We start from the raw sequence: 15,260 nt of genomic DNA, 5'->3' as shown, positions 1-15,260 counted from the left end.
TCCGCGGGTGCGCTGACGCTTACGCCGCGCTACGAAAACCCAAAGGTTCAGCTTCGAGCACGTACCGTAGCGCGTGGTAACGAATCTCGCGAGGCACGAGCGAATGAGGCACCCGCGGGAGGCGTCGGCACGACGCCCGGTGGCACTAAAAATGGGGGTTGTACGGATCTACACCTTGGTTCAGTTTCATCCGCTGATGCTTTTGTGCATGGGCGACAATGACTGCGGTACTTCACCGGCTGTTGGTTGGTAGAGGCAGGTACGGTCTAGCTGCGAGAGGCTGATCAGCCCCAGCAGCGCCATATTGCGTTCAACTTCACGCTGTAGAAGATCGGCAATATGCTCTACGCCAGCCTGCCCCGCGCAGGCGGCGGCGTAGTTGAAGGGGCGCCCGACAAAGACAAAGTCAGCCCCCAGGGACAGCGCCTTGATCACGTCCGTGCCACGTCGGAAGCCGCTGTCGATCATTATCGGAATATCACTGACCCGGCGCTTAATCTCTGGTAGTACCTGGAGCGGGGAGATAGTGCAATCCAATTGGCGAGCGCCATGATTGGAAAGAATAATGCCTTCAACCCCCGCCTGCTGAGCACGTACCGCATCATCAGGGTTGAGCACTCCTTTAACGATCAAGGTGTCGGGCCATAGGCGCCGCACCAAGTCGAGATAGCCCCAGTCAAAATGGCTGCGCCCGGAGAAGTCTCGCGCGGCTTCACGGGAGATCACTGGTGCCCCTCGCTCGGCATGGTTATTTTCAAAATGCGGCATGCCATGCTTCCACAGCGTGCGTAGGAAGGTATTACACAGCCAGCCTGGACGCATCAAGCCATCGAAGGCTAGGCGCAGGCTTGGCTCTAGCGGTGAGGAAAACCCCGAACGGCGGAAATTATCCGGATTGGGGGGTACGGGGTAATCGAGTGTTACCACTAGTTTTTTAAAACCAGCCCGTTGGATCCTTGCCAGCAGGGCTTCGATACCTTCCGGGGTTCCCGGCAGATACGCCTGAAACCAGTCGGCGCCCTCCACCTTGGCCACTTCCTCCATGGGCACCAGCGATGAACCGCTCATAATCATTGGCAGGTTGCGCCTCGCCGCTGCCCGCGCCAGCACTAAGTCCCCCTGGTAAGTCGAGAGCGCGCTGATCCCCATGGGGGCGATACCGAAAGGCACGGCGTAGCGTTTGCCATACAGTTCAGTGTGCAGATCAATTTGCGCAACGTTAACAAACGCTTTGGGCAAAAAGTGGTACTCATCAAAAGCACTCAGATTCGCGCGCTGGGTACGCCCATCCTCGGCCACATGGTCGATGTAGCCAAAAATTGGCCTGGGCAGTTTGCGCCGAGCGAGCCGCTCAACATCGTGCAAGTTATGGATGCTGGCGAGTTTATTTTGAGTACTCAGTCGTTGAAACCATCCTTTCACAAAGCGCTCCTAATCATTGTTTTATATCGCTCCGGTTCTCAGGCTCGCCTATTCAAGCAGGCACAAAGCGCAGGGCTACTCCGTTATTACACCAGCGCAGGCCGGTAGGATCAGGACCATCTTCAAATACATGGCCTTGATGACCGCCACAACGGGCGCAGTGGTATTCGGTGCGAGGCCAAACCAGTTTGAAATCCAGCTCTGTCAGCAGATGTCCTTCTACATGCTCAAAAAAGCTTGGCCAACCAGTGCCAGAATCATATTTCATTTCACTGGTGAAAAGTAATAGATCACAACCAGCGCAAGGGTATTCGCCCTCTCCCCACTCTTTATCCAAGGGGCTTGAAAAGGCAGGTTCAGTCCCGTGCTTGCGGAGCACATTAAAGGCCTCCTCAGAGAGCCGTTCACGCCACTCAGCTTCACTCAGGTTCAGTGTTTCCAATCCAGGGGCAGCCTCAAGGTCTAAGCGTGGAAACCCAAACGACAAACCGGGCATTGCCCCTACTATGCTAGTGAGCCCTGCTAGGCCTAAAAATTGACGTCTTTTCATGGTGTCGCTCCCGTCGGAATTGGCAAAAATAGCCAATAAAAATGGGACAGTGCCTGAGCACTGTCCCATTCTGACTGCTATCGGTGCTAACGTCTTTGTCGCCCCTGCATTCGATTCCTTACATCAGCGTCCATCTTTTACATCCGCTAACGTTTAGCTTAGCTGAGGGCCCGCTTTGATGATCGCTTCGTTGACCCCTTCAAACTTCTTGAAGTTATCGACGAATTTGGTCGCCAGCTCTTTGAGGTGACGGTCATAGGCGTCACGGTCTTGCCAGGTCTCTCGTGGGTCGAGCAGGCTTGAGTCAACGCCTGGCACGGCTACCGGTACTTGCAGATTAAGACCTTCGATGTGTTTAGTATCGATGTCACGCAGTACGCCGGACTGAATGGCGCTAATGATGGCGCGGGTGGTCGGAATGGAGAAGCGTGCGCCGCCTTCGCCATAAGCACCACCTGTCCAGCCGGTGTTAACCAGGTATACCTGGGCGTCTTTCTTCTCGACGCGCTTGATCAGCAGGTCAGCATACTCACGGGCCGGGCGTGGGAAGAACGGCGCGCCAAAGCAGGTAGAGAATGTGGCGGCCAGGCCTTCAGAGGAGCCCATTTCAGTAGAGCCCACCTTGGCGGTGTAGCCTGATAGGAAGTGGTACGCCGCGGCTTCCTTGGAAAGAATCGACACTGGGGGCAGTACGCCGGACATATCGCAGGTCAGGAATACGATGGCATTCGGCTCGCCAGCCAGATTCTCCGCTACGCGCTTCTCAACGTGCTCTAGCGGGTAAGCGGCGCGGGAGTTCTGGGTCAGGCTATCGTCAGCGTAGTCAGGCTCACGGCGGTCATCCAGCACTACGTTTTCCAGCACGGTGCCAAACTTGATGGCGTTCCAGATGACCGGCTCGTTCTTCTCGGAGAGGTCGATACACTTGGCGTAGCAGCCGCCTTCCATATTGAAGACAATGCCGTCGCCCCAAGCGTGCTCGTCATCGCCGATCAAGAAGCGCGCCTGGTCCGCAGAAAGTGTGGTTTTACCGGTGCCAGAGAGACCGAAGAAGAGGCAGGTTTCACCATCTTCCCCTACGTTCGCCGAGCAGTGCATCGGCAGTACGTCGGCGGCTGGCAGCAGGAAGTTCTGCACCGAGAACATGGCTTTTTTCATTTCGCCGGCGTAGCGCATGCCCGCGATCAGCACTTTTTTGTCGGCGAAGTTGATGATCACACAGCCATCAGAGTTGGTGCCATCGCGAGCAGGATCACACTCAAAGCCCGCAGCGTTGAGAATTGTCCACTCGTCTTTAACCGCTGAATTATAGGCCTGCGGGCGCACAAACATGGTACGGCCAAACAGGTTTTGCCATGCGGTTTCAGTGGTGACGCGTACCGGTAGGTAGTGAGTGGAATCACTGCCCACGTGCAGTTCAGAAACAAAATGCTCCTGACTGGCCAAGTATTCATTGACCCGCTCCCACAAGGCATTGAACTTGCCTGCGTCGAAGGGCTGGTTAACGTTACCCCAATCGATTTGGCTGCTCGTGGAGGGCTCGTCGACGATATAACGATCTTTCGGTGAACGGCCGGTACGCAGGCCGGTATTGACTACCAAGGCGCCGTTGGCTGAGAGGCGGCCTTCGCCACGTGCCACTGCGCGCTCAACGAGTTCGGCGCTGCTGAGATTAACGTGGGATTGGGGGGCGGCTTGAGTCGTGGTCATGTCGATTCCTGGGCTTCTCTCGATTTACCGGGCGTCACCGACGCCTTAATGTTCATCCCAACCACTGAAAAACCGGCTGGGCGCGCTGAAGTCCGGCGCATTATGGCAAAAAGAAAGCCCCCAGGAAACGGGGGCGAAGATCAAATATCTTGTAGTTAAACTACTACAAAGACACTACATTTTGTGTTGCAGCGCAGTAAGATTTCAAACAGCCGTTTGCAAGAACCGTCAAAATCATTGAATACAATGACGCTCCTAGTACGACTGTTAGTCGCCCTGGCATACGCTTTCGACTACATAGTTAGTGAATAGTGGGCGATGGGGCTTCGGGGTCGTCCAACAAAGTTTCAATATCCGCTGCTGTGTAGTGATATTTCGTGTGGCAAAAGTGGCATTGGGTATCAATAGCCCCCTGCTCGTGCAAAATATCGCGCAGCTCCTCCTTGCCCAGAGAGTGCAGTGCGTAGCTCATACGCTCTCGGGAGCAGGTGCAGCCAAAGCGCAGCGCCTTGGGTTCAAAAACGCGTACGGTCTCTTCGTGGTAGAGCCGATGCAGTACCTCGCGCTGCTCCAGGCCGAGCAGCTCTTCAGTTTTGATCGTATCGGCTAGCTGTACGCTGCGATCCCAGGCATCCACATCCTGGTTTTGTGACTCTTCTGGTAACCGCTGAAGCAGCAACCCACCCGCCCGTTTCTCATCAGCGGCCAGCCAGAGGCGAGTTGGCAACTGCTCGGATTGGCTGAAATAGGCTTCCAAACAGCCGCCCAGAGACTCTTGATCCAACGCTACGATGCCTTGATAGCGATGGCCTTCACGAGGATCGAGGGTAATCACGATCTGGCCTTCGCCCACCAGTTCGCGGAAGCTGGCGTGCTCGCTGGGCAGGTCGGCGTCTTCTGCTATGCGTGCAATCGCGCGCAGTTCACCACCGGGGTTGGATTCGGCCATTAACAGGTTCAGAACACCGCGTCCACGCACTTCGATACTCAGCGTGCCATCCAGCTTAACGGTGTCGGTAAGCAGTGCCACGGCGGCTAACAGCTCGCCTAGCAGCTCATTCACCGCCGGTGGATAGGCGTGGCGATCCAACACTTCGTGGTAGGCGGCCGCCAGGGTAACGATCTCGCCGCGGACATTGGTGTGATCGAACATAAAGCGTTGAATTTGATCGGACATAATTTCGTAACCTAGTATTTTAGAACGGCAAGTAGTTAAAGAGGGCGAGGACTTAATGGCGAAGAACTACTCGCCCTGATGGCGCTGAAAGCGCTGGATATCGCGGCGCTGCTTTTTATCAGGGCGCTTGAGCGGATGCTGCATCGCCTCGTTAGTGAGGCGTCTTGCTTCGGCCTCTTTCGCACGACGCTGCACGCTCTCTTCGGTTTCCGCATAGAGCGTGCGCGCTTCCGGCGCGCCACGTCGTTGATCTGAGAGGGATAATACTTCTACCTCCAATACCTCCCAACCTTGAGGCACGCGAATAAGCGCACCGACTTCCACCTGCTTACTGGTTTTAGCGCGACCGCCGTTGTAATTGACTTTCCCGCCTTCGATGGCTTTTTTAGCCAGTGCGCGGGTCTTAAAAAAACGCGCGGCCCAGAGCCATTTGTCCAAGCGTACACTGTCGCTCATTTAGGCACTCCTTGGGTTGCTGACACCTGTTCAGGAAGCTGTTCGGGCAGCAGGTGGGCAAAGCGGTCGAGGGCAATAAATTCTTGCAGCTCTTTTTCAGGCCGCTGACTATCGGGCTGTTTAATACCCAGCAAATGCTTAATTCCAAACTCACGAGCGCTCTCGAGCACGCGGGCGTTGTCATCGATAAACAGCGTGCGCGCAGGATTAAAAGCTTCGATCTCTTGTAGCGCAAACCAAAATGCCTGCTCCTCTTTGGCGGCGCCCACGTCCTCGGAAGAGACGATTGCGTCTAGATAACCTTCCAAACCGGTGAGCGGCAGCTTTAGGGCAAGACTCGCACGATCCGCGTTAGTGGCCAGCACGACCCTTGGATGCGCCTGTTTTAGCCATTTGAGAAAATCCAGCGCGTCGCTACGCAGGCCAATCAGGTGCTGGACTTCGCGCTTTAAAGCAACAATATCCACGCCCAGCTCACGGCTCCAGTACGCTAAGCTGTACCAGTTTAAGGTGCCCTGCTCGCCGAGAATGCGCGCGCGCAGGGCTTCCTGGGAGGCCTCATCCAGTTGGTGCAGTTCGCGGTAGCGCCTTGGCAAGTGCTCGAGCCAAAAGTGGCTGTCGAAGTGTAAATCCAACAGCGTGCCGTCCATATCCAGGAGGACGGTATCTATCTCGCGCCAATCAATCATTGCCGCTCCAGTCACGTTAGGAGTAAGCGTGCTATTGTAGCGTAACCGCCTTTTTCCAGCCATGGAGGCCCTCTTTTATGTCTACCTCTCCCCCTACGCATGACACCTTCAATCACCCTGAGGGTACCAGTGCTAAGCGCTCTAATTATCAGCAAAAACCACAAATTTTGGCGCGTAAGTGCGTTGCCCAAAGCCGTTTATTTCAGGTTGAGTCGCTTGATTTGCGCTTTTCTAACGGCGAGGAGCGTCAATTTGAGCGCTTGACCGGCGCTGACCGCGGTGCGGTGATGATGGTGGCGATGCCCGACCCCGACCACGTGCTGCTGATCCGCGAATACGCCGCTGGGTTTGAAGATTATGTGCTTACTCTTCCAAAGGGGTTGGTCGACCCCGGCGAAGATATCCTTACCGCGGCTAACCGCGAGCTGATGGAGGAGTGTGGGGTTGGCGCGCACCGTATTGAGCCGCTCGTCGAGCTTTCGTTGGCGCCCAACTATATGCGCCACCGGATGCAGGTACTGCTCGCCACGGATCTTTACCCCAAGCGACTACCCGGGGATGAGCCCGAGCCATTAATTGTGGAGACTCACGCCATTGAAGAGCTACCCGCCCTGCTACTGCGCGAGGATTTTCACGAAGCCCGCGCCATCGCCGCGCTCTATATCGCCCGGGACCGGTTGCGAGAAGAGAGGCGCAATAGCGCGACGGATTTGCTTTGATTGGGTGGTGAAGCGTGAGAAGAAAAGAGTGAATAGTGCGTGGGGTAGCAAGCCGCCCAGTGACCTTGCCACACCAACCCCGGCACCGCTTCGCGCTGCTCCCGCGGGTGCGATGACGCTTACGCCGCGCTACGAAAACCCATCGATCCAACTTCGTGCACATACCGTAGCGCGTGGTAACGAATCTCGCGAGGCACGAGCGAATGAGGCACCCGCGGGAGGCGCCGGAACGACGCCTGATGGCACCGCACCACCCCCTGGCACCGCTTCGCGCTGCTTCCGCGGGTGCGCTGACGCTTACGCCGCGCTACGAAAACCCAAAGTTTCAGCTTCGAGCACATACCGTAGCGCGTGGTAACGAATCTCGCGAGGCACGAGCGAATGAGGCACCCGCGGGAGGCGTCGGAACGACGCCTGATGGCACCGCACCAAACCCTGGCACCGCTTCGCCCTGTTTCCGCGCCGGGCCGCCGCTGCGGGTGCGCCTTAGGCTTACCACGCGCTACGAAAACCATCGATCTAGCTTCGAGCACGTACCGTAGCGCGTGGTAACGAATCTCGCGAGGCACTAGCGAATGAGGCACCCGCGGGAGGCGGCGGAACGACGCCTGATGGCACAACACCAACCCCGGCACCGCTTCGCGCTGCTTCCGCGCCGGGCCGCCGCTGCGGGTGCGCTGACGCTTACGCCGCGCTACGAAAACCCACTCACCCCTCACCCCTCACCCCTCACCCCTCACATCAATGGTTCTTCAATGCGATCCAGCGCCGTTGACGATGGCTGTCCAGGCCGGCTTCCAGCAGGGCCATTGAGCGCAGGGCGTCGTCGACACTTACCGGGAGCGGTGCTTTATCACGGATAGCAGCGGCAATGCCTTGGTAATAGGCCAGGTAGTCCCCCGGCAGGGTCGGGAGCTCACGGCGCGTTAGCGGTGCGTTTTCCCCATCCCCTTCACGCAGCGTCAGGGTGCCATGCTGGGCGTCTTCACCCCACAGGGATGTGGGCACTTCGCCGGCTTTCAGGCGATCCTCTTGAGGGTCTAATCCGTATTTAATGAAGCTGCCTTGGGTGCCATTGATCCGGAAGCGCGGTGTCGGTTCCGCCACCAGCGTGCCCGCTGCCAGGGTAACGCGAAAGCTTTCGTAATCGAGCAGTGCCAGAAAATCATCGTCGGCTTTGGCACCATCTCGCCATGTGCCAAGCTCCAGCAGAATAGCGTGGGGCATGCCGAACAGCTCGCAGGCTTGATCTAGCAGGTGTGGGCCCAGGTCGTACCAGATACCACCACCGGGGGTAGCTTTCTCGCGCCAGCGGTCGCGCACTTCCGGGCGGAAGCGGTCAAAATGGGATTCAACATTAACCAGTCGCCCAAGTGTGCCCGCCTCAAGAAGCGCTTTAACGGTCAAAAAATCGCTATCCCAGCGGCGGTTGTGAAACACCGACAATAGGCACTCTTTGTCGTCTGCCAACTTTTTGAGCAGCTTGGCTTCTGACAGTGTGACCGTAAAGGGCTTATCGACCACCACGTGTTTACCCGCCGAGAGTGCCGCTTTAGCAATCGAGAAGTGTGTATCGTTAGGCGTGGGGATAACGATCAAATCAATATCACTACGCTGACACAGCGCTAATGCCTTAACTTCTACCTCAACCTCAGGCAGTGACGCCTGCACCTTGGCTGCATCACTAGAAGAGACTGCGACTAAGTCCAGGCCTTCCGTGGCCTGGATGAGCGGTGCGTGGAAAGTTTGGCTAGCGAAACCGTAGCCAACTAATCCAACGTTTATAATCGCCTTCATTTGATTCCTTACTTGGACTGTTGCGAATGTCGATTGCGTGTATCAGCTGCGAGTATCAATCAAGCTTGCTTAGATCCCGAACAGCTCCTTTGTCGGCGGAGGTCGCCAACAGCGCATAGGCCTTAAGTGCTGGGGTGATCTTGCGGGGGCGCTGTTCGACTGGCTTCCAGGCCGAGGCGCCCTTGGCTTCCATCGCTACCCGGCGAGCCGCCAGTTCGGCATCCGTCAGTTTGACGTTGATTGACCGGTTGGGGATATCAATGCAGATCAGGTCACCCTGCTCGATCAACCCAATGGCGCCACCTGCCGCCGCCTCTGGCGAGACATGGCCAATAGAGAGCCCTGAGGTGCCCCCCGAGAAGCGCCCATCGGTCAGCAGTGCGCAGGCTTTGCCTAGCCCTTTGGATTTTAGGTAGGAGGTGGGGTAGAGCATCTCCTGCATGCCGGGACCGCCTTTGGGGCCTTCGTAGCGAATCACGACCACATCGCCCTCTTTAACCTTGTCAGCCAGCACATCGGCGACGGCCTGATCCTGAGACTCCACCACATGGGCGGGGCCTTCAAACACCAGGATCGAGTCATCGACCCCGGCCGTTTTGACGACGCAGCCATCCAGCGCGATATTGCCGTAAAGCACAGCCAAGCCGCCCTGCTGGGAGAAGGCGTGCTCAAGGTCACGAATACAGCCGGTAGCACGGTCACCATCCAGGCTCGGCCATCGGGCACTTTGGGAGAACGCCGTTTGGGTCGGGATGCCGCCTGGCCCGGCTTTAAAGAATTCGACCACTTCAGCGCTTGGCGAGCGCATAATATCCCACTCATCCAGCGCAGCTTTCAGGCTGTCGCCATACACCGTGGGCACCGAGGTATCCAGCACTCGGGCACGGTCCAGTTCACCGAGAATGGCCATGATGCCGCCTGCTCGGTGAACGTCTTCGATATGGTACTTCTGGGTATTGGGCGCCACTTTGCACAGTTGGGGCACTTCACGGGAGAGGCGGTCGATATCCTCCATGGTGAAGTCGACCTCGGCTTCCTGGGCCGCCGCCAGGAAGTGCAGGATGGTGTTGGTGGAACCGCCCATGGCGATATCCAGGGTCATGGCGTTTTTAAACGCCGCCTTGGAGGCAATGGCGCGGGGTAGCAAGTGCGTCTCGTTGCCTTCGTAGTAGCGCTTGGCTAACTCAACGATGCGGTGCCCCGCCGTTTCAAACAGGCGACGGCGATCTGCGTGAGTGGCCAGCACAGTGCCGTTGCCGGGCAGCGCCAGCCCCAGCGCTTCAGTCAGGCAGTTCATTGAGTTGGCGGTAAACATCCCCGAACAACTGCCACAGGTGGGGCAGGCGCTGCGCTCGACTTCCGCCAGGGTTTCATCGTCTACGCTGTCGTCGGCAGCCATCACCATGGCATCGACGAGATCCAGCCCGTGGTTTAGCAGCTTGGTTTTACCTGCCTCCATGGGGCCACCGGAAACAAAAATAACCGGAATATTGAGGCGTAAAGCGGCCATCAGCATTCCTGGTGTGATTTTGTCACAGTTGGAAATACATACCAGCGCATCAGCGCAGTGGGCGTTACACATATACTCGACACTGTCGGCGATCAGATCACGGCTGGGCAGTGAGTAGAGCATGCCGTCGTGGCCCATGGCGATACCATCGTCCACCGCGATGGTGTTGAACTCTTTGGCAACGCCTCCGGCTTTCTCTATCTCACGCGCCACCAGTTGGCCCATATCTTTTAAGTGGACATGGCCCGGCACAAACTGGGTGAAGGAGTTGGCGACCGCAATAATCGGCTTTTGAAAGTCGCCGTCCTGCATACCCGTTGCGCGCCATAGCGCGCGGGCACCGGCCATATTGCGTCCAGCGGTGGTGGTACGTGAGCGATACTCTGGCATGGCTTCCTCTACTCTCTACTTTTTTCTGTCTATTATTTATCAGCCCACCACATAAAAGGCGTGGGCTGGTGCAAATCCAGCGGCCATAGATTGTGGCATGAGCGATGCGTAGAGACTAGATGCAGGATTAGGTGAAGAGGTTAGGTGTAATGAGAGAGGGGCGCCCTCCATGGCGCGCATTCATCCCTGGCTGCCCTGCCGTTTAGGCTGGCTGTGCAAGCGTTGCAGATAGCGATGGGCGAATTTGGGGCGAAGCTAACGCCTGGGATGGTGAGGATAATGATGGCATGGGCGCCATCCCTGCCTGTTTGAGTAAGCGCTCACGAGCCTTCTCGCTGCTCTCATCTGCCGCCCCCTCTAAGCGGAAAGCAGCAATAACGTTGGCCAGGCTCAACGCTTCACGGGTAAGGTCTTGAGCAGCACTGGAAATAGACTGCACCTTGGAAGCATTCTGCTGAGTCACATGATCCATCTCAGAGACGGCGGTATTGATCTGCGCGATACCGCTGCTCTGCTCATCTGATGCGATGCTTATCTCCTCCATAATATCGCTGACTCTCATCACCTGAGTAACCACCTGTTCAATAGCCGTTTCGGCCTCTCTTACCGCCTGGGCACCACCGGCAATCTCCTGGGAGGAAGCATCAATTAAGCGGCGGATCTCGCCAGCGGCGTCAGCGCTGCGCCCGGCCAAATTGCGTACCTCATTCGCCACCACGGCAAAACCACGCCCCTGCTCGCCAGCCCGTGCGGCCTCAACGGAGGCGTTAAGTGCCAAAATATTGGTTTGAAAAGCGATGCTGTCAATGACACTGATAATATCAGTCATCTTATCGGCACTGGCAGCAATACGTTCCATACGCTCTACCAGCGCCTGCATGTGCTCGCCGGTTTCACGGCTTGTATTAGCGTTTTGCATGGCTAATTGATTAGCCTGACGGGCGTTTTCACTGTTTTGCTGCACGGTGGCGGTCATCTGATCCATGCTAGAAGCCGTTTGCTGTAGCGAAGATGCCTGCTGCTCTGTGCGTGACGCCAAGTCTTCATTCTGCCGTTTGATATGTTCAGAGGCGGGGGTCACCACATCCACCTTATTGCCAACCTCGGTGATTAGCCCCGATAAGCTCGAACGCATCGTTTCCAGTGAATTAAGAAGTTCACCCAGTTCATCATCACGCTTTAACGTTACCCGATTGGCCAAGTTGCCCGCGGCAATTTGGAACGTCACCCGACGCGCTTCATTAAGCGATTTAATCAGCGATTTGAGTACCGCCATGCTTAACCCAACCATCAGCACGATACCCAGTAGCAGCACACCTAGTTGACCGTATAGCATTACTTTCTGCTGCTGCTCGGCGTTCTCCATCAATATATGCGCTGCTGCACGCTCTTGCTCAACGAGCAGATTAATCGTGGCACTAATGCTCGCAGAAGTAGGCTGCACGATATCATTGAACGCTTCGAACGCCGCGAAGCCGTTGCCATCGCGAATAGCTACAAACGCGGTATCTGAAGCCGCTATGAAGTTGTCGAGGTGCGCCGCTAGACCTTCCTGAACGCCGCCGCCCGTTGTGCGCAGCTCAGTGTACTCCTGCCAGGAGTGTTCGATGTCGGCACTCATGGTGGTGAGTTGGCTTTCAAGAGCCTCCAGATCAGCCCGACGTGGGTTTCGCACCGCTGGCTCTAACGCCTGGATCGCTTGACTCACCCGCTGATCAATCTGTTGCAGGTCGGAAACCCCTTCCAGGCCAGTTTGATTGAGCGTTCGCAGACGTTCTGCGGAACTGGTTAAGCCGTAAACCCCCGCCGCTGCCGCCATCACCAATAAGATAATGGACGCCAACACCATCCCGATGAGCTTGGCCTGGATGCTACTGAAACTAAAGCGTTGCACCCACCCACGTAACCCAGTGCGACGTAACGCACCATAATGAAGCTTAAAGCCACGCATTTTGCCCTGTTGCATAGCAGCGTATACGCGCTCTGCCCGGGTAATCGCCTTAGCCGAGGCTTTGCGCCGGATGGAGGTATAGCCTACTACGCGGTCACCATCGAGCAGCGGTGCAATCGTGGTATGCATCCAATACGCTTCGCCCGTTTGGCGACGATTTTTGATAAGACCCTGCCAGGTTTTACCCGCTTCAATGGTTTCCCATAAGTTCTCAAAGAGCGCTTTGGGCATGCTGGGGTGGCGGAACAGGCTATGGGGTTCACCCATTATCTCGTCTAAAGAGTAGCCGCTTACCTCCACAAATATCTGGTTGGCATAGGTGATTCTGCCCTGAAGATCAGAGCGTGAGATCAGCACTTCGTCGTCAGCTAACTCATAAACAGCATTTGCTGCTTGTTCGGTATTATGCATATAGACCCCCTACTTTTTATTGAAGGCTTGCGCCATCTTTAGGCTTAGCGGCTCCCTATCGCTAAACCTTTTCAATTAGAGGTAATGCATTAAATATGCCACCCCAAAGGGTGGCATATAATTAAAACGAACAGAGGCAAATCAAGAACCTAAGGCGTTGCCTAGCGGCCTAGAACGCTTCCCACTGGTCAGCCGGGCGTGACTGTATTGAGGCTGACTTAGCACGCGACTCAGTCGGCGCAGGTAAACGCTGGGCGGCTTTGCTGAGTGCGTGGTTAGCACGTTGCAACTTCGCCCGCGCCTCTTTAATGCTCTCATCTTGAGCCCCCTCCAAACGGAACGCATCGACCACATTGGCGAGTTCAAAGGCTTCAAGGGAGAGGTTATCCGCTGAGGCCGCAATTGACTGCACTTTGGAGGCGTTCTGCTGGGTCACAGTATCCATTTCGGCAATCGCCGAGTTAATTTGACCGATCCCGCTACTCTGTTCGCTGGACGCTGTGCTGATCGACTCCATCAGCTCACTGACCCGGCTCACCTGCTGTGAGACCTCCTTGATCGCCCGTTCAGCCTGATCCACCGCACTTCGACCGCCGCTCACTTCCTGGGTGGTACTATCAATCATCTTACGGATTTCCTGGGCGGCATCTGCGCTGCGACCGGCCAGATTGCGCACTTCACTGGCCACAACCGCAAAGCCACGGCCATGCTCACCCGCGCGGGCAGCCTCTACTGAAGCGTTGAGTGCCAAAATATTGGTTTGAAAAGCAATACCGTCGATCACACTGATCATCTCGGTCATCTTTTCAGCACTCTGGGCGATACGCTGCATACGCTCGACCAACTGCTGCATCTGCTTGCCTGTTTCCCGAGTGCTGGTCGCATTTTGTACCGCCAGGTCGGTGGCTTGGCGGGCATTATCGGTGTTCTGCTGAACCGTCGAGGTCATCTCCTCCATACTGGAAGCAGTCTGTTGAAGCGAAGATGCCTGCTGCTCTGTACGCGAAGAGAGCTCTTCGTTTTCAGCAGCGATCTGTTGAATGGCTGGAGTGACTACAGAAACGCGGCTCTCCACATCGCCCACGATGCTGGATAGACTAAAGCGCATGGTGTCCAGCGAGTAAAGCAGCTCGCCAAACTCGTCGCGGGTTTGGCGCCGCTCACGGGCGGCCAGGTTGCCCGCCGCAATTTGGAAAGTGATATACCGCGCGCCCGACAGGCTGCGAAACACCGACTTTAGAATCATCACGCTCAGACCAATCATGACCAAAAAGCCAATAGCCAGTAACACCAACTGGGCTATTAGCAGCTGTTGACGCCCGCCTTGCGCTTGGGTGACCAGTGCTTCGGCATCAGCGCGCACCAGCTCGACCAGGGTGCTATTCATCTCGCGCAGTGAGTCAGTGGTCGGCACCACCACGTCATTAAAGGCCTCAAAGGCCGCGAATCCATTCCCCTCCTCAATCGCCACCAAGCTGGTTTGTACCCCGGTTGTCCAGGTAGTCAACGCATTATCAAAGGACTGGGCAGCTTCAACATTGACGGCATCATCGACGTAGTAATCCGCCCACAGGGTTTGCATGGCATTAGTATATTGGCCAATCTCTGCATTGACGGCCTCAAGGTCAGCCCGGCGGGGACTGCGTACCGCAGGCTCAAGTGTCTCAACCGTTTGCCCCATGTAGCGCTCGATATGCTGCAGCGAAGCAACGTCACTCAACCCTGATCGATTAAGTGTTTCCAGCCGCTCGCCGGAGACCATCACCGCGTACACCCCCAACCCGCCCGAAAAGCAGAGCAGTAGCAAAGAGACCACCACCATACTGATGAGCTTGGCTTTAAGACTGGAGAACTGAAAGCGCGACAGTATGCCGGTCAAGCCTTTACGCCGCAGCGTGCCGTGGGCTAGCGCGTAGTGGCGGGATTTGCCTTTTTCACGAATTTCAGCGTAGATTTTTTCTGCACGGGCCACTGCTTGCCCAGCAGCTTTACGACGCACAGAGGTATAGCCAACGATACGCTCCCCGTCCCGCAGCGGGGCGACCGTGGCATGCACCCAGTAGTGGTCGCCATTTTTACGACGGTTTTTGACCACACCTTGCCAGGTTTCCCCGGCTTGGATGGTTTTCCAGAAATCTGCGTAAGCAGCTTCAGGCATATCAGGGTGACGAAGGAGGTTGTGGGGCGCGCCGATCAGCTCGTCGCGACTGTAGCCGCTGACCTCAACAAAGGTGGAGTTGGCATAGGTCACATTACCCTTTAAATCCGAGCGAGAGATAAGGACTGTCTCCTCGCTCAGGACATACTCGCGCTGGGTGACCGGCTGATTATTGCGCATTAGTTCTCCGAGAATTAGATATTCTTAATTTTTATTAAAGCAGAGGTCATTATCGCTATAGATAATCTCAGCAAACCAGTGAACAAGTGTAAAAAAAGCGCCTTACTCTCGTAAGACGCTTTAAAAGGTTAAACAGCCGT

Annotated in this window: 12 protein-coding genes; 2 read left to right on the top strand and 10 right to left on the bottom strand. The window is 56.2% G+C overall.

Annotated features, from left to right (window positions below):
- Positions 1-186: 186 nt before the first annotated feature.
- From ACFIOZ_RS07020 to yrfG, 6 genes are all read right to left on the bottom strand, one after another.
- Positions 187-1,422: an alpha-hydroxy acid oxidase gene (locus tag ACFIOZ_RS07020; protein WP_386082967.1), complete on the bottom strand. Its 1,236-nt coding sequence runs from the start codon at positions 1,420-1,422 to the stop codon at positions 187-189.
- 52 nt (positions 1,423-1,474) lie between these two features.
- Positions 1,475-1,972: a peptide-methionine (R)-S-oxide reductase MsrB gene (gene msrB / locus ACFIOZ_RS07015; protein ID WP_386082966.1), complete on the bottom strand. Its 498-nt coding sequence runs from the start codon at positions 1,970-1,972 to the stop codon at positions 1,475-1,477.
- Between the two features lie 153 nt (positions 1,973-2,125).
- Entirely contained in the window at positions 2,126-3,682 is a 1,557-nt protein-coding gene (locus ACFIOZ_RS07010) for a phosphoenolpyruvate carboxykinase (RefSeq protein WP_386082965.1), read from the bottom strand.
- A gap of 301 nt (positions 3,683-3,983) precedes the next feature.
- A complete protein-coding gene (gene hslO / locus ACFIOZ_RS07005; protein ID WP_386082964.1) occupies positions 3,984-4,859 on the bottom strand; it encodes an Hsp33 family molecular chaperone HslO in 876 nt (291 codons plus the stop codon).
- A 66-nt stretch (positions 4,860-4,925) separates the two neighbouring features.
- On the bottom strand, positions 4,926-5,315 hold the full coding sequence (gene hslR, locus ACFIOZ_RS07000) for a ribosome-associated heat shock protein Hsp15 (protein WP_386082963.1): 390 nt from the start codon (positions 5,313-5,315) through the stop codon (positions 4,926-4,928).
- A complete protein-coding gene (gene yrfG, locus ACFIOZ_RS06995) occupies positions 5,312-6,004 on the bottom strand; it encodes a GMP/IMP nucleotidase (RefSeq protein ID WP_386082962.1) in 693 nt (230 codons plus the stop codon). Before yrfG ends, hslR begins: the two co-directional genes overlap by 4 nt.
- Before the next feature lie 77 nt (positions 6,005-6,081).
- On the opposite strand from yrfG, the gene nudE reads away from it, so the two are divergent.
- Together nudE and ACFIOZ_RS06985 are read left to right on the top strand one after the other, a co-directional pair.
- Positions 6,082-6,723, top strand: coding sequence for an ADP compounds hydrolase NudE (nudE, locus tag ACFIOZ_RS06990; protein WP_386082961.1), 642 nt, complete (start codon positions 6,082-6,084; stop codon positions 6,721-6,723).
- A 203-nt stretch (positions 6,724-6,926) separates the two neighbouring features.
- A complete protein-coding gene (locus tag ACFIOZ_RS06985) occupies positions 6,927-7,265 on the top strand; it encodes a hypothetical protein (protein WP_386082960.1) in 339 nt (112 codons plus the stop codon).
- A gap of 199 nt (positions 7,266-7,464) precedes the next feature.
- On the opposite strand, the gene ACFIOZ_RS06980 is transcribed toward ACFIOZ_RS06985, so the two are convergent.
- The 4 genes from ACFIOZ_RS06980 to ACFIOZ_RS06965 form a co-directional block, all read right to left on the bottom strand.
- Positions 7,465-8,520, bottom strand: a complete 1,056-nt coding sequence (locus ACFIOZ_RS06980; protein WP_386082958.1) for an oxidoreductase — start codon at positions 8,518-8,520, stop codon at positions 7,465-7,467.
- Between the two features lie 55 nt (positions 8,521-8,575).
- A complete protein-coding gene (gene ilvD, locus ACFIOZ_RS06975; protein ID WP_386082957.1) occupies positions 8,576-10,420 on the bottom strand; it encodes a dihydroxy-acid dehydratase in 1,845 nt (614 codons plus the stop codon).
- A gap of 202 nt (positions 10,421-10,622) precedes the next feature.
- Complete coding sequence (locus ACFIOZ_RS06970) at positions 10,623-12,782, bottom strand: methyl-accepting chemotaxis protein (protein ID WP_386082955.1); 2,160 nt, start codon at positions 12,780-12,782, stop codon at positions 10,623-10,625.
- A gap of 169 nt (positions 12,783-12,951) precedes the next feature.
- On the bottom strand, positions 12,952-15,120 hold the full coding sequence (locus ACFIOZ_RS06965; protein WP_386082953.1) for a methyl-accepting chemotaxis protein: 2,169 nt from the start codon (positions 15,118-15,120) through the stop codon (positions 12,952-12,954).
- Positions 15,121-15,260: the final 140 nt, after the last annotated feature.

The organism is Vreelandella sp. F11 (assembly GCF_042466685.1).
Taxonomy (GTDB): Bacteria; Pseudomonadota; Gammaproteobacteria; order Pseudomonadales; family Halomonadaceae; genus Vreelandella.
Note: the sequence above shows the minus strand (reverse complement) of the source record. Positions and strands in the feature narration are given on the sequence as shown.

Bases quoted from the DNA above. Each gene is read 5' to 3' on its own strand.
- msrB (WP_386082966.1), bottom strand. From the start codon at position 1,972: ATGAAAAGACGTCAATTTTTAGGCCTAGCAGGGCTCACTAGCATAGTA.
- ACFIOZ_RS07010 (WP_386082965.1), bottom strand. From the start codon at position 3,682: ATGACCACGACTCAAGCCGCCCCCCAATCCCACGTTAATCTCAGCAGC.
- hslO (WP_386082964.1), bottom strand. From the start codon at position 4,859: ATGTCCGATCAAATTCAACGCTTTATGTTCGATCACACCAATGTCCGC.
- hslR (WP_386082963.1), bottom strand. From the start codon at position 5,315: ATGAGCGACAGTGTACGCTTGGACAAATGGCTCTGGGCCGCGCGTTTT.
- yrfG (WP_386082962.1), bottom strand. From the start codon at position 6,004: ATGATTGATTGGCGCGAGATAGATACCGTCCTCCTGGATATGGACGGC.
- nudE (WP_386082961.1), top strand. From the start codon at position 6,082: ATGTCTACCTCTCCCCCTACGCATGACACCTTCAATCACCCTGAGGGT.
- ACFIOZ_RS06985 (WP_386082960.1), top strand. From the start codon at position 6,927: ATGAGGCACCCGCGGGAGGCGCCGGAACGACGCCTGATGGCACCGCAC.
- ACFIOZ_RS06980 (WP_386082958.1), bottom strand. From the start codon at position 8,520: ATGAAGGCGATTATAAACGTTGGATTAGTTGGCTACGGTTTCGCTAGC.
- ilvD (WP_386082957.1), bottom strand. From the start codon at position 10,420: ATGCCAGAGTATCGCTCACGTACCACCACCGCTGGACGCAATATGGCC.
- ACFIOZ_RS06970 (WP_386082955.1), bottom strand. From the start codon at position 12,782: ATGCATAATACCGAACAAGCAGCAAATGCTGTTTATGAGTTAGCTGAC.
- ACFIOZ_RS06965 (WP_386082953.1), bottom strand. From the start codon at position 15,120: ATGCGCAATAATCAGCCGGTCACCCAGCGCGAGTATGTCCTGAGCGAG.